This is a genomic window from Aquabacter spiritensis (genome assembly GCF_004346185.1).
Lineage (GTDB): Bacteria > Pseudomonadota > Alphaproteobacteria > Rhizobiales > Xanthobacteraceae > Aquabacter > Aquabacter spiritensis.
On the sequence record NZ_SMAI01000011.1, the window covers coordinates 62,238 to 77,177 of the forward strand.

Annotated in this window: 14 protein-coding genes; 1 reads left to right on the forward strand and 13 read right to left on the reverse strand. The window is 64.2% G+C overall.

Going from position 1 to position 14,940, the window contains the following annotated elements:
• Positions 1-75: 75 nt before the first annotated feature.
• A complete protein-coding gene (gltA, locus tag EDC64_RS16410; RefSeq protein WP_132033329.1) occupies positions 76-1,380 on the forward strand; it encodes a citrate synthase in 1,305 nt (434 codons plus the stop codon).
• Positions 1,381-1,450: 70 nt separating this feature from the next.
• Here gltA and lpxB read toward each other — a convergent pair whose 3' ends face one another.
• The 13 genes from lpxB to tsf all read right to left on the reverse strand — a co-directional run bounded on the left by lpxB (position 1,451) and on the right by tsf (position 14,929).
• Positions 1,451-2,659 (reverse strand): lipid-A-disaccharide synthase, encoded by a 1,209-nt coding sequence (gene lpxB / locus EDC64_RS16415; protein ID WP_132033331.1) that lies wholly within the window; start codon positions 2,657-2,659, stop codon positions 1,451-1,453.
• A complete protein-coding gene (locus EDC64_RS16420; RefSeq protein ID WP_132033333.1) occupies positions 2,659-3,555 on the reverse strand; it encodes an LpxI family protein in 897 nt (298 codons plus the stop codon). Before EDC64_RS16420 ends, lpxB begins: the two co-directional genes overlap by 1 nt.
• Before the next feature lie 2 nt (positions 3,556-3,557).
• The gene (lpxA, locus tag EDC64_RS16425; protein ID WP_132033335.1) at positions 3,558-4,364 is read right to left on the reverse strand and encodes an acyl-ACP--UDP-N-acetylglucosamine O-acyltransferase; all 807 of its coding nucleotides are present in this window, start codon (positions 4,362-4,364) and stop codon (positions 3,558-3,560) included.
• A 1-nt stretch (position 4,365) separates the two neighbouring features.
• Entirely contained in the window at positions 4,366-4,797 is a 432-nt protein-coding gene (fabZ, locus tag EDC64_RS16430; protein ID WP_245504755.1) for a 3-hydroxyacyl-ACP dehydratase FabZ, read from the reverse strand.
• 89 nt (positions 4,798-4,886) lie between these two features.
• Complete coding sequence (gene lpxD / locus EDC64_RS16435) at positions 4,887-5,945, reverse strand: UDP-3-O-(3-hydroxymyristoyl)glucosamine N-acyltransferase (protein WP_132033339.1); 1,059 nt, start codon at positions 5,943-5,945, stop codon at positions 4,887-4,889.
• 59 nt (positions 5,946-6,004) lie between these two features.
• Positions 6,005-8,389 (reverse strand): outer membrane protein assembly factor BamA, encoded by a 2,385-nt coding sequence (gene bamA / locus EDC64_RS16440; RefSeq protein WP_245504749.1) that lies wholly within the window; start codon positions 8,387-8,389, stop codon positions 6,005-6,007.
• Positions 8,390-8,591: 202 nt separating this feature from the next.
• Positions 8,592-9,737 (reverse strand): RIP metalloprotease RseP, encoded by a 1,146-nt coding sequence (gene rseP, locus EDC64_RS16445; protein WP_132033343.1) that lies wholly within the window; start codon positions 9,735-9,737, stop codon positions 8,592-8,594.
• Positions 9,738-9,857: 120 nt separating this feature from the next.
• Entirely contained in the window at positions 9,858-11,027 is a 1,170-nt protein-coding gene (gene dxr / locus EDC64_RS16450) for a 1-deoxy-D-xylulose-5-phosphate reductoisomerase (protein WP_132033345.1), read from the reverse strand.
• A gap of 8 nt (positions 11,028-11,035) precedes the next feature.
• Complete coding sequence (locus EDC64_RS16455) at positions 11,036-11,845, reverse strand: phosphatidate cytidylyltransferase (RefSeq protein ID WP_132033347.1); 810 nt, start codon at positions 11,843-11,845, stop codon at positions 11,036-11,038.
• Complete coding sequence (locus EDC64_RS16460; protein ID WP_132033349.1) at positions 11,842-12,609, reverse strand: isoprenyl transferase; 768 nt, start codon at positions 12,607-12,609, stop codon at positions 11,842-11,844. Before EDC64_RS16460 ends, EDC64_RS16455 begins: the two co-directional genes overlap by 4 nt.
• 25 nt (positions 12,610-12,634) lie before the next feature.
• Complete coding sequence (gene frr, locus EDC64_RS16465) at positions 12,635-13,198, reverse strand: ribosome recycling factor (protein WP_132033351.1); 564 nt, start codon at positions 13,196-13,198, stop codon at positions 12,635-12,637.
• A gap of 74 nt (positions 13,199-13,272) precedes the next feature.
• Positions 13,273-13,989 (reverse strand): UMP kinase, encoded by a 717-nt coding sequence (gene pyrH / locus EDC64_RS16470; protein ID WP_132033353.1) that lies wholly within the window; start codon positions 13,987-13,989, stop codon positions 13,273-13,275.
• A 16-nt stretch (positions 13,990-14,005) separates the two neighbouring features.
• A complete protein-coding gene (gene tsf / locus EDC64_RS16475; RefSeq protein WP_132033355.1) occupies positions 14,006-14,929 on the reverse strand; it encodes a translation elongation factor Ts in 924 nt (307 codons plus the stop codon).
• Between the last annotated feature and the right edge of the window lie 11 nt (positions 14,930-14,940).

The window sequence follows — 14,940 nt, forward strand, 5'->3', positions numbered from 1 at the left end:
GGGGTTACGACTGCCGGGAACCCTAGCGCATATGCGATAGCGGTATCACTCAGCCGCACAAGGATGGGAGATCTCATGGACGCCACCGCCAATACCGCATCTGCGAAGCTTACCGTGGGGGACAAGAGCTGGGACCTTCCGATCCATGACGGGACGATCGGCCCGCAGGTGGTCGATATTTCCAAGCTCTACGGCCAGACGGGTCTCTTCACCTATGATCCTGGCTTCACCTCCACCGCCTCCTGCGAGAGCAAGATCACCTATATCGACGGCGACGAGGGCGTGCTGCTCTATCGCGGGTATCCGATCGAGCAACTGGCGGAGAATGGCGACTTCCTCGAGACGTGTTATCTGCTGCTGTATGGGGAACTGCCCACCCCTGCCCAGAAGGCCGATTTTGATTTCTCCGTGACCCGTCACACGATGGTTCACGATCAGATGAACCGCTTCTTCACGGGCTTCCGCCGCGACGCCCACCCGATGGCGATCATGGTCGCATGCGTTGGGGCTCTGTCGGCCTTCTATCATGACAGCACCGACATCTCGGATCCGCAGCAGCGCCTGATTGCCTCGATTCGCATGATCGCGAAGATGCCGACCCTGGCGGCCATGGCTTATAAATATTCGATTGGCCAGCCCTTTATTTATCCGAAGAACGACCTTGATTACACAGCAAACTTCCTGAATATGTGCTTTGCTGTACCTTGCGAAGACTATAAAGTATCGCCAACTTTATCCAAAGCACTGGATAAAATTTTCATCCTTCATGCCGACCACGAGCAAAATGCATCGACGTCCACGGTTCGGCTCGCGGGTTCTTCGGGCGCGAACCCCTTTGCCTGTATCGCCGCCGGCGTCGCGTGTCTCTGGGGACCCGCCCATGGCGGTGCCAACGAAGCCGCGCTGAAAATGCTGACGGAGATCGGCCATCCCGAGCGGATCCCGGAATTCGTCAACCGGGCCAAGGACAAGAACGACCCGTTCCGGCTGATGGGGTTCGGGCACCGGGTCTATAAGAATTACGATCCGCGCGCGAAGATCATGCAGCAGACCTGCCATGAGGTTCTGAGTGAACTTGGCATCAAGGACGACCCGCTCCTCGACGTCGCCATCGAGCTCGAGCGCGTTGCGCTGCACGATGAGTATTTCATCGAGAAGAAGCTTTATCCCAATATCGATTTCTATTCCGGCATCACGCTGAAGGCGATGGGATTCCCCACCGACATGTTCACCGTGCTTTTCGCCCTTGCCCGGACGGTGGGGTGGATCGGCCAATGGAAGGAAATGATCGAGGATCCCAGCCAGCGCATCGGGCGTCCCCGCCAGCTCTATACGGGCGCCGAGCGCCGCGACTACGTGGCAATGGCCAAGCGCAAGTGATCGGGGACCGGCGGCACAGCCGCCGGTCCGTCTCTGCGAGATGCTGAAGCGCGGCCACGGCCGCGCTTTTTTATGCCCGTACGTCGGCCTGCGCGCTGGCTCTCTCCGGCGAGCCGTGCGCGATCATGTCCAGCACGGCCGCAGCCGCACGTTCGCTAGGTACTGGACCCGTCGTCCCGAAGACATCATCGAGACGCGCAAACGCCTCGATCTGCCGGCGGCGCTTCGGCCCCTCTGCGATCACCTCGTCAAGCGCATGTGCAAGCTTGGCCGGGGTACAATCATGTTGCAGGAATTCCGGAACGACATTCTCGCCAAGCACGAGATTGGGCAGGATCACGCTGGGAATCGTCAGAATGTATGGGGCGATCTTCGCTTCCCATCCCGCCACTTTGTAGGCGGCGACCAGCGGAACTCCGGCGAGCGCCAGTTCCAGCGTCACCGTCCCGGACGCAGCCAGTGCAGCGCGCGCAGTGCGGAAGGCCGTCATGCGATCGGCCTCCGCTGTGACGACGCGGACCGGAACCGGCCAGTGGGAAACCAACGCCTCGACCATCGGCAGGAGACGCGGCAGCGTCGGCAAAACGAACTCGGCGTCACGTGCCTCCGCAATCTGCCCGAGCGCCGTCCCGAACACGTCACCGAGCCGCTCCACCTCGCTACGTCGGCTGCCTGGCAAAACAACGATACGATATGGCCGCGCCGAGCGCCGCCCGGATTCCGCAGCCGCAGGACGAAGGTCTCCCAGTCGCTCCAAAAGCGGATGGCCGACATAGAAGGTCGGGGGGCCGCCGAGCCTTTCGTGCACCTGTGGCTCGAACGGCAGGAGCGCAAGAATCCGGTCGATAGACGGGCGCATCGCCCGCGCGCGCCCAGGGCGCCAGGCCCAGACCGTGGGAGAGACATATTTGGCGATGGGAATGTCCGGGGCGAGCCGCCGCACCCGTGCCGCGACTCGGTGGGTAAAATCCGGCGCGTCCACCAAGACCAGCACGTCCGGCCGCTCCTTCACGATCGCCGTGACCGTCTCCCGAAGGCGGCGCAGGATTGTCGGCAACTTCCCCACCACCTGGCCGAACCCGATGGCCGTCAGGTCGTCCATGGGGAATAGGCTCTGCAGGCCGGCAGCCTCCATGCGCCGGCCGCCGACGCCCGAAAATGTGGCGCCCGCCGGCGCAAGGTCCGCGAGCGCTTCCATCAGCGCTCCGCCCAACTGATCCCCGGACTCCTCCCCTGCGACCACAAACACGCGCAGAGGCCGGTTCGCAGGCGCACCCATCAGGCGCGCACCAATGGCGGCGTCCCCAGGGCAAACAGGCCCGAGGCATCCGCCGCGTGGACCAGCTCGGCCGCGTCCGGGACGATCACTCCACCCGCCTCGAACGCAATGCCGGCGAGCCCCGCCGCGGCTGCGGCCAAGATGGTTGCCGGTCCGAGCGACGGAAGATCCACCCGCCGATCCTGTCCCGGCTTCGGCGCCTTAACGAGCACACCCAATCCCGCCGGAAACCGCAACCGCCCGGATCGGCGCAAATCTCCATACCGCGCCAGCATCGCATCCGTGCCCTCGGCGGCCTCGACTGCGGCGACAAAGCCATCGACCACGATCGCCCCCTGGCCGACATCGAACGGGCCGAGCGTGCGCACCAAACGCAGGCCGAGTGCAATGTCCGCCTCGTCGCGCGCACTCGGGATTCGGGCCCCGAGACGGCCTTCCGGTAGGAGAAGCGACGGCGCGGCCTCATGCGCCCCCAGGAGATGAAACCCTTGCTCGCCGACGAGGCCGAGGACGCCCGAGAGGAGATGATTGTCGCCCCCCTGGAGTAGGCGGGCGATGCGCGGCAAGAGCCGCACCATGGTCCAGTCCATCCCGAGATCCCGCAAACGCGGGCGCGTGAGACTTCCCACCATCACCACATCGTGGACACCCAGCGCACGGGCACGCTGAGTGACCCCGCCCAGCGAGCCGAGTTTGAACCAAAAATGCGGATAACGCTCAAGGTCCGGGTCGGCGAAGCCCTGAATCAGCAGGAGGACGACGTCGCGGCCCGTTGCCCTCACCGCCTCGGCGACCGCGGCCGGAAACGCGCCGCCTCCGGCGACGATCGCGAGGGGCCCCTGCCCTACCCGGCCGGCTCCCGCTTCACGCCGTGGGAGGGGCGCGGCAGCCGGCAAGGTCAGGCCTCGCCCGCAACGCCACGCGCCGGGCGGCAGAGCGATCGCTTGTCTCCGGAATCGATGAAGGCCACAATGGTGCGCGCAAATTCCGACGTCGCGATCTTCTCCCGCAGTCGTCCAAGCCGATCTTCAAAGACACCCGTACCGAAGAACAGCTCGCGATAGGCGGCCCGCGCCGCGTGCAGTTCGGACTTCGAGAAGCCCCGACGCTTCATGCCTATCGTGTTGAGTCCGACGAGACGCGCCGCCTGGCCGAGGGCGTAACCAAACGGGATAACGTCTTCGCGAATCCCGCTGAGGCCCGCGATCATCGCCTGAGCCCCGATGCGGGTGAACTGATGCACCGCGCACAGGCCGCCGAGGAAAACATGATCGCCCACTTCGGCATGCCCGCCGATCGTCGCATTGTTGGCGAAAATGACATGATTTCCCACGATGCAGTCGTGGGCCACGTGGGAGGCAGTCATCAACATGCAATGATCGCCGATACGCGTGATGCCGCGCCCGCCTGCGGTCCCGGTATTGGCCGTCGCGTGCTCGCGGATGACGCAATCGGTCCCGATCAAAAGCTCGGTCCGTTCGCCCTTATAATGCACGGACTGGGGCGGCGTCCCGAGAGAGGCGAAGGGATAGATCTGCGTACGGGCACCGATCGTCGTTGCGCCTTGAATGTTGACATGGGCATGCAGAACGACCCCCGTCGCAAGCGTCACGTCCGGACCGACGATGCAATAGGGTCCGACACTGACGTCCTCTGCCAACACGGCGCCGTCGCTCACCCGCGCCGTCGGATCGATGGAAGTCATCTCAAAAGCCAGTAATCATGGCGCCGACGCGCGCCTCGGCCACGAGTTCTCCCGCGACCCGCGCTTCGCCGCGATACCACCACATGTTGCGGCGCTTCGCGACCTTGGTCATGTGATATTCCAGTATGTCCCCTGGCACCACCGGACGACGGAACTTCGCCTCGTCTATGGTCATGAAATAAACCAATGGCGCCGCCTGGTCCTTGGGAATGCCGCCTTTCGAGAGGATGCAGATGACCCCCGCGGTCTGCGCCATCCCCTCGATAATCAGAACCCCCGGCATAACGGGATTGCCGGGGAAATGACCCTGGAAATGCGGCTCGTTTGCCGTGACGTTCTTGATCCCGATGCAGGTCTGATCACTGTCGATGTTCACGATCCGATCGACCAACAGAAACGGGTAGCGGTGCGGCAGACAGGAGAGAATGTTCATGATGTCGGCACTGGCAAGCGCGCGCTCGCCGCCGGTCCCCTGCGCCTGCGCCGCATTCTGATCTGTGACCGTGAGGTTGCCGCTCATCGTCACCCCTCCCCCTGACGGTGCGCTCCCGCCTCTGCCAAGCGCTTAAGCGTGGAGATTTCCCTGAACCATTCGCGTACGGGCTTCGCCGGTGAACCGCCCCAGCGCACTCCGGGCGGGACATCGTCCTTCACATTGCTGGTTGCCGCGATCTGGGCCCCGTCCCCGATTGTAATATGGCCGAGCACGCCCACCTGCCCCCCCAGCATCACGAAATCGCCGAGTGTCGCGCTGCCTGAAATTCCGGTTTGAGAGACGATGATGCAATGGCGCCCGACGGCGACGTTGTGTGCAATCTGGACGAGATTGTCGATCTTCGTCCCCTCGCCGATCACCGTGTCGCGCAGCGCGCCGCGATCGATCGACGTCCCGGCGCCGACCTCGACATCGTCCTGAAGCACCACGCGGCCGATCTGCGGCACTTTCAAATGCCCGCGCGGGCTAGGCTGGTAGCCGAACCCGTCCTGACCGATGCGCACCCCAGCATGGAGAATGACGCGATTCCCGACGAGCGCATGCAGCAGGCTCACCCCCGGACCGACGGCGGAGTCGCGTCCGATCCGCACCGACGGGCCGATGACGGCATTCGCGCAGATGACCGTATCGGCGCCGATCTCGACGCCTGGCCCGATGACAGCCCCGGGATCGACCGTCACGCCGTCTTCAAGGCGGGCGGTCGGATGAATGAAGGCGCCCGGGGCAATCCCGCTGTGGCCGAAGACCGGCTGCGGCCGCAGGGCGGTGGGAAAGAGGCGTCGCGTCACGGCTGCGAATGCGTGGGCCGGGCGATCCGAAGCCAGAACGACGACACCAGCCGGCGCCTCGGCGCCGAGCTTCGGCGTCGTGATACAAACACTTGCACGAGTAGCGCGGAAATCGTCGCGAAACCGGGGGGTGTCGAAGAAAGCGAGGTCGCCCGGCCCGGCATCGACGAGCGTCGAGACGCCCCGCACGAGAAGGTCACCCTCCGGGAGATCCGTGAGGGCGCGCGCGCCGCTCAATGCCACGATATCGCTCAGTGAGAGCGCAGTCGGAAGGGGGAAGAAGAGCGGTTCGGTCATTATCAAATACAAAGCGGGCGCCGCGCGCAAAGCGCCGGCGCCCGCGGTGAGAGATGGGCTCAGAACCGCGTGCCGCCCGAGAAGCGGAACGCCTGATCCTGGTCGTAGGCCTGCTGGGACAGAACCCAGGCATAATCGAAGCGCAGCGGACCGAAGGGCGACTGCCAGATCAGGCTTGCACCGACCGACGACCGGATGCCGTTGTCGTCGGCGACGCAGACCGCACCGGTTGCGTTGTTGGAACCCGCCGGGCAAGTGACGTTCGGAACCGCCGGGAAGCTGGTGGGCCCGCTATAATCCCAAAGCGATCCCGCATCGAAGAAGAGCGCGCCCTTCATGCCCACATCCTTCGGCAGGAAAGCGAGCGGGAACTGCACCTCGGCCGAAACGCCCCAGTAGGCGGTGCCGCCCAAGGAGTCGAGCTGGAGGCTTGCGACGTCCCGCGGACCGATGCCGGACGGCGCAAAGCCGCGGACCAGGTTCGGCCCCATGAAGAAGTTGTCCATGATGCGCAGATCTTCGTCGCCCCAAGCCGACACATAGCCCGCCTGACCGCGCAGCATCAGCACCCAGTCGTTCATGAGCGGATAATAGTAGCGCATGTCGCCGGTGGTACGAATGAAGTTCACATCGCCGCCGAGACCGGCAAAGTCCTGCTTCAACTCGGCAAACAGACCCGAGGTCGGATTGAGGTTGTTGTCGAGACCGTTGAACGAGAGGGTGTAGCCCACCACCGACGTGATGGTGGGTCCCTGGGCAACCGCTTCGATGATCGCCCAGGAGGCGAAGCCCGGGGGGCAGGTGAAGTAGACCCCCCAGCCGTCGCCGCATTCCAGGCTCAGCTCACGCTGATAGAGGTTGTAGCGCAGCGCCAGGGTGATCTCGTCCGTAATCGGAAGGCCGAACCGGATGCCGGCACCAACCGTGTTGCTGTCATAGGACGTGTAATTGGTCGCGTTGGTCTCTTTCCAATACAGATCGAAACCGGCGGCGAGGCGATAGCCGAGGAAATAAGGCTCGGTGAAGGAGAATTCCGCACCCTGGGCATATTCACCGAGGGAACCGGACACCCGCACATACTGGCCGCGCCCAAGGAAGTTCTTCTCGCCGAGCGACACCTCACCGATGAAGCCGTCCGATGTCGAATAGCCGCCCGAAACCGAGAACTCGCCTGTGGGTTGGTCCTCGACGTCGACGATCAGGATGATCCGATCCGGCGCAGAGCCGGGCTCGTTGGTGATCTTGACCGTTTTGAAATATCCGAGATTGCGCAGCCGGCGCTCGGCGCGATCGACGAGCACGCGATTATAGGCATCGCCCTCGCCGATATCGAACTCCCGGCGCACGACCCAGTCGCGGGTGCGGGTGTTGCCGCGGATTTCGATGCGCTCGATATAGACGCGCGGCCCTTCCTCGACCACGAACACCACATTGATTTTACGCGCCTCGAAATCACGCTCGCCGCGCGGCCGCACCTGGGCGAAGGCGTAACCACTCTTCGAGACTTCGATGGTGATGTTTTCGACCGTCTTTTCGACGAGCTCGGCGTTGTAAACCTGTCCCGCGCTCATGCGCAGCGCGTTGCGCAGGTTCGCTGCAGGGACGTCGCGGATGTTCGAGACGACATCCACGGTGCCGAAGGTGTATTGCGGCCCCTCTTCCACCGTAAAGGTCACGACGAACGCCTTTCCGTCCGGTTCCAGCTCGGCGGTCGCGGAGAGGATGCGGAAATCGGCGTAGCCGTTCTTCAGATAGAAACGCCGCAGAAGCTCCTGGTCGGCATTGATGCGGTCGGCATCATACACGTCGGTCGACTTGAGGAAGGAGAGCCAGTTCGTCGTCGTGGTCGAGATGACGTCCTTCAGCTTGTATTCCGAGAAGGCCTTGTTGCCGAGGAACTTGATGTCCTTGATGCCGACTTTCTCGCCCTCGTTGATTTCGAACACGAGATCGACTCGTCCATTGCCGCGATCGATCGTGACCGGATTGACCCGCACGTCGTTGCGGCCGGACCGGCGATAGACTTCGAGGATGCGCTGGGTATCGGCCTGGACCGTGGCGCGCGAAAGGGTCCCACGAGGCTTGGACTGGATCTCGCCCGCAAGGACTTCGTCCTTGATCTTCTTGTTTCCCTCGAACGCGATGCGGTTGATCACCTCGTTCTCCGACACGCGAACCACCAGGCGCCCGCCCTGCTGGGAAATGTTCACGTCGGAGAACAGGCCGGTCGCATAGAGCGCCGCCAGGCCTTCATTGATCTTGGCCGGCGTGAGCGGACCGGTGCCGAAATAGGACCTGATGGTCGAGGCATCGACGCGTCGATTGCCCTCGACCACGATGTTCGACGACTGCGCGGCAGCCGGGGTGGAGACGAGAAGCGAACCGGCGCCTGAGGACAGCGCCACGAAGAGCGCAATGCCCAGGACGGCGGCCAACTTCGACATAACCCGGACCGGAGCAGTCATATGGCACGCAACCCTGATTTTGTTGTGCACGAACCAGCGGAAGTAGCCCCGCAGATTCCGCCCTTCGCGGCGCTTGTACAAGCTTTTGACCGCACTGCAAACGCCTGCCGCTACAGCGGGTTCTGCTTTTCCGGCCACCGTTGCCCCCACGCCACGAATATCCCGCCGCTCGGCGAAAATGCTACATTGCTGCCAAGTGGAGCACATCGTTCCACGTGGCGAAAACCATCAGCATCAAAACGATCGCGAGACCGATCCGGAACCCGATATCCTGGGTGCGGGGGCTGAGCGGGCGCCCCCTCACCGCCTCGACAGCGTAGAACAACAAATGTCCGCCGTCCAAGAGCGGGATCGGAAAGAGGTTAAGCAATCCGATCGAGACCGACAACACGGCGGCAAGCGACAGCAGCGCACCGATCCCATAGGTGGCGACCTGCCCCGACACCTGAGCGATCCGAATCGGTCCGCCGAGTTGATCGGCCGACTCGCGCCCGGAAATCAGCCCTCCGAGATAATCGAACGTGCGCGTGACGACGAACCAGGTCTCCTGAGCACCGAGCCCGACCGCCTCGACCGGACCGTACCGCCGGGTCGAGACATCGTCCGGCGCCAGGGAACGGGTAATCCCGAGCAGGCCCATCCGGTGCACATTGCCGAACGCGTCTTTCATTTCACGCAGTTCCGGCGTCGCCGTCAGCGCGATCTCGCTATCGCCACGCTCGACCCGGAACTCGAGTGGCCGCCCGGCATTGCCGCCGACTACACGCTGCATGTCGGAAAAGCTCTCGACGGGCGAGCCGTCGATCGTCAGCACGAGATCGCCCGGCTTAAACCCGGCGCGCTCGGCGGCGCTCGCAGCTGCCACCTGATCCACCCTCGGCGCCGTGATCTGGCGCCCGAAGGTCATGAAAACCAGCGCGAAGATGACGATCGCCAGGATGAAGTTCGCGATCGGACCGGCGGCGACAATCGCCGCGCGCCAGGCGAGCGGCTGAAAAAAGAACGATTCGCGTCGCTGCGTCGGAGACATGCGCGCCAGTCCTTCGGCATCCGGCGTGCTCGCGGCGTCTTCATCCCCGAAAAAACGGACATACCCGCCGAGCGGTATCGCGGCCAACCGCCAGCGCGTGCCATGCTTGTCGTTGAAGCCAAGAAGTTCAGGGCCGAAACCTAGCGAAAAGGTAAGAACCCTCACGCCTGCGCGGCGCGCTACCCAGAAATGGCCAAGCTCGTGAAAGAACACCACCAAAGTCAGGACGAACAGGAACGGAACGACATAACCAAGGAGCGAGGAGCCCCAGGACCCCATACCTGCCAATACGTCCATCGTCACGTCCTCATCGCCGTGTCAGGATGAAGAGACTTCCGATCATCGCAAGCTGCGGCGCGTCACACCAAGTGCCACAGCCGCCTCTCCCGAAGTCCGAAACTCCCCTCGCAGCCTTGATTAAGATGCCTTTGCGGCAAACTTAGGCAAGAGAGAAAGCGCGAACTGTCGCGCCTCCTGGTCGAGCGCCAGCGCTTCCTCGACCGAAGCGGGTGGCACGCCAGATGGCAGCGTGGCCAAACATTCCGCCACGGTCGCCGCGATGTCGAACATCCCGATCCGGCCATCGAGGAAGGCGGCCACCGCCACCTCGTTGGCGGCGTTGAGGATGCTCGCCGCGCGCCCGCCTGCGGCGAGCGCCTCGAGCGCAAGCCCGAGCGCGGGGAATCGCACGAGGTCAGGTGCCTCGAACGTCAACCGTCCGAGCCGCACCAGATCAAGCCTGCGACAGGAGGTCTCGATCCGCCCAGGGAAACCGAGGCAGTGCGCAATTGGCACGCGCATATCGGGCATGGCGAGCCCTGCCATGACGGAGCCGTCCCGATAGGCGACGAGGCCATGCACCACCGATTCCGGATGAACCACCGTCTCCAGCCGTTCGGGCGGCAGGGCGAAGAGGTGGTGCGCCTCGATCAGTTCGAGACCCTTGTTCATCAGGGTCGCCGAATCGATCGTGATCTTCGCTCCCATCGACCAATTGGGATGGCGCAGCGCGTCCTGGGGCCCAGCCCGTGCGATCTCCTCACGGCTCGCCTGCCGGAACGGCCCGCCGGATGCGGTGATCGTCACCCGCTCCACATCCTCGATCCTGCCGCAGGCCAAAGCTTGAAATATCGCGTTGTGTTCGCTGTCCAGCGGCAGGAGGATCGTACCCGTGCGCTGCGCCTCGGCCATGAAGAACGCTCCGGCCGCGACGAGGCACTCCTTGTTTGCAAGAGCAATTCGCCGACCGGGTCCGAAGGCCGCAACGGTCGGCGCCAATCCCGCCACGCCGGAAATTGCACCGATAACGATATCTGCGGGCCGCTGCGCGGCCTCGGTCAAGGCCTCAGGCCCCGCCCCACAGGCGATGCCGGTGCCCGACAGCAGATCCGCCAGGAGGGCTACGGCGCGGGCATCATAGATTGCGGCGAACTTGGCACCGACAGCGATGGCGGCAGCGGCGAGCGCCCGGGCGTCATGGCCACCGGCAACGGCCTCGACCTCAAACCGCCCCGGCGCATGACGCAACAATTCGACGGTGCTGCGCCCGACCGAGCCCGTGACGCCAAGGATGGAAACACTCGCCATGGCCTCTCCTACCACAGGAGAAGGCCGATGGCAGGGGCATCGATATTGCGCACGAGGCCAATGACGAGCGCAGCAACGGCCGCCGCCGTGAAGCCGTCCAGCCGGTCGAGAACCCCACCGTGACCCGGGATCAACGATCCCGCATCCTTCACCCCATAGGCGCGCTTGAATGCGGATTCGGCCAGATCGCCACACTGCGCCGCGATGCTCAGAACAAGTCCGATCGCCGCCATTTCGGGCACCAGCCGTAAGCCCGTCGCCACCAGCAGTCCACACCCCGCGGCAGTCCCGATCAGCGCACCTCCGATCGCACCCGACCAAGTCTTGTTCGGCGAGAGACGCGGCCACAATTTAGGCCCCCCCACCGCGCGTCCGACGAAATAGGCGCCGATATCGGTGCACCAGACGATCGCATAGACGAACAGCACCGCGGACAGGCCGATCCGATCGTCACCCCGAAGCACCATAAGCGGCAGACAGGCGAGCGCGGCAATCACCACCCCACTCGCCCCAGACCGAAGGCTTCGGGTCACGAGAGCACAGGCGAATGCCGCCGCCAGCACGGCGAGAGGCGCATAGCTTCCGCTTGCGAGATAGATGTCGGCGGCGCCGCCGCCGATGCCCAGCAATCCGATGACGAGGAAGGCCGAAGCCGGCGCGAGCTTGGCGACGTGCGCCCATTCATGAAGTACCGCCGCCGCCGCGATCATCCACAGCGCGACGAACGGCAGCCCGCCGAAATATGTCACGCCGAGCACCACCGGCACCATGATCAGCGCCGAGATCGTCCGTCGCCGAAGATCGGGACTGACCTTCACGAGCGCGCGCTGCCGGCGCGGGCGGTCACGCCCCCGAACCGGCGGTCACGCCGGGCAAACTCCTCGATCGCGCCCAGCAGCGCGGCCTCGTCGAATTCCGGCCAATAGATCGGCAGAAACACGAATTCCGCGTAGGCCGCCTGCCAAAGCAGGAAATTGGAGAGACGCTGCTCTCCGCTGGTTCGCACGATGAGATCAGGATCGGGAATGCCGGCGGTGAGCAGATTCGCCCCGATCCGTTCGACCGTCACGTCCTCCGGCGTCAGCTCACCGGCCGCCACCTGCGCGGCGATCCGCGCCGCGGCTGCGGCAATCTCCTGCCGCGCGCCGTAATTGAACGCGATGACCAGAGTGAGCCCGTTATTGCCCTTGGTGAGATTTTCCGCCTCTTCGAGCAGATTGGAAATCTCGCGCGCCAAAGAGAGGCGTTCGCCGATAATGCGGACCCGGACATTGTTGGCGTGCAGCTCAGCCAGATCGTGCCTGACGAACCGCTTGAGCAAGCCCATGAGTTCTGAGATTTCCTGGGCGGGGCGCGACCAGTTCTCGCTCGAAAAGCTATAGATGGTGAGATAACGGATGCCGATCTCGCGGGCGGCGCGGACGCAGCGCCGCAGCGCTTCGACCCCGCGGCGATGGCCTTCGAATCGCGGGAGATTGCGGGCGGTGGCCCATCGGCCATTGCCGTCCATAATCACACCCACATGCACCGGCACGCAGGCGGGAGCCTTCGCCTGGGTCGCAGCTCCCTCGCGCATAGACATGGCCGCTCCCCCCTTTCGAGACCCCTCAGACCGAGAGGATCTCCTTCTCCTTGTGCGCCAGCGTCTGATCGAGTTCGGCGATGGTCTCGTCCGTCGCTTTCTGAACCTGCACCGACATGCGCTCCAGATCGTCTGCGCTGATGTCGCCATCCTTCTCCATCTTCTTCAGATGGTCCATGCCGTCACGTCGCACATGACGGACCGAGACACGCGCTGCTTCGGCGTATTTGTGGGCGACCTTTACCATTTCCTGGCGCCGCTCCTGGTTGAGCTCGGGAATGCGGATGCGCATGACCTGCCCCTCGGTATTCGGATTCAGACCGAGATTGCTGTCGCGGATCGCCCGCTCCACCGCACTCACCATGCTCCGGTCCCAAACCTGGACCGAGAGCAGACGCGGTTCCGGCACAGAGACGGTCGCCACCTGGTTGAGCGGCATGTGCGTGCCGTAGGCATCCACCTGGATCGGCTCGAGCAGGCTGGCCGAGGCGCGCCCGGTCCGCAGGCCGCCGAGTTCCTGCTTCAGGACGCTCACCGCGCCCTGCATGCGGCGCTTGATGTCGTTGAGGTCGAAATCCTCGATGGACATGATTACCCCTGTTCTTGGTTGTGCCGAGGCCGTTCGGGACCGCCGGACGTCTCCGGTTGCCGCCGCGGTGCCTATCAGGGCGCGACCACGGTCACGCGGCCTTCCCCTTTGGCTGCCGCCAGAATGGCTCCCGCCTCGCGGATCGAAAACACGATTATCGGCAACGCCGCTTCCCGGGCAAGGGCGAAGGCGGCCGCGTCCATGACCTTGAGGTCATAAGCGAGGGCCTGATCGTGGGTGATGCGATCGTAACGCTGGGCGTTTGGATCGAGTTTGGGATCCGCCGTGTAGACGCCGTCGACATTGGTCGCCTTCAGCACCGCGTCGCAATCGAGCTCCGCCGCGCGCAGCACGGCCCCGGTATCTGTGGTGAAATACGGATTGCCGGTACCGCCCGCGAGGAGGACAATTCGTCCGCGCCGCAGGTGCCGCATCGCCGGCTGCCGGGCATAGGGCTCGCACACCGTCGGCATGGGAATAGCCGACATGGTGCGGGCGGGCTCGCCCGCGGCCTCGACCGCCTGCTCCAGAGCAAGGCAATTCATCACCGTGGCCAGCATGCCCATGTGGTCCGCCGTGGAGCGGTTCAGATCTTCACCCGCGACGCGCGATCCCCGCAGGATATTGCCGCCGCCGACAACCACCGCAACTTCGCAGCCGAGCGCCCGAACCGCCACGAGATCGCGGGCAATGCGCGCAACCGTCGGAGTATGCAACCCAAAGGGCTCGGAGCCCATCAAGGCCTCACCCGAGACCTTGACGAGGATGCGGGGATAGGGAAGGTCGGTCATCGCCTCCCCTCCCTTGTCACGCCTGACCCGCAGCAGCAGCGACTTCGGCGGCGAAGTCGCTTTCCTCCTTCGCAATGCCTTCGCCCAGAACGAAACGGACGAACGCCTTGATCTTGATCGGAGCACCGACCGAGCCCTCGTTCTCCTTGAGAACTTGCGCGACCGATTTCGATCCGTCGTGCACGAAAGCCTGTTCGAGCAGCGTCACTTCCTTGAAGAACGTCTTCATGCCGCTTTCGGCGATCTTGTCCTGCACGTTGGCCGGCTTGCCCTGATGCTTCTCGAGCAGGATCGCCTTTTCGCGCGCAACGGTCTCCGGGTCGATCCCGGAGGCATCGAGAGCGACCGGGCTCAACGCCGCCACATGCATCGCGATCTGTCGGCCGAGGGTCGAGAGCTTGTCCACGTCGCCGGCCGATTCCAGCGCGACCAGGACGCCGATCCGCCCCATGCCATCGGAGACCGCGCCATGGACATAGCTGGCGATGACGCCCTTCTCGACCGAGAGCTTCGCCGTGCGGCGGAGCGTCATGTTCTCCCCGATCGTGGCAATCAGAGAGGAGAGCTTCTCAGCGACGGTGACTGTCTCGCCCGGAAAATGCGCAGCAGCAAGGGCTTCGACCGTGCCGTCGGTATTGAGCGCCACTTTCGCAGCCTCGCGCACGAAAGCCTGGAAATCGGTATTGCGGGCAACGAAATCGGTCTCGGCATTGATCTCGACCGCGGTCGCATAATGGCCGGAGGATTCCACCGCCACCAGACCCTCGGCAGCGACGCGTCCGGCCTTCTTCGCCGCCTTGGCGAGGCCCTTCTTGCGCAGCCAGTCGATGCCGGCCTCGATGTCGCCGTCGGTCTCGGTCAAGGCGGCCTTGCAGTCCATCATGCCCGCGCCGGTCTTGTCGCGCAGTTCCTTCACCAGTCCTGCCGTGATCGCGGCCATTGTCGTGTTCC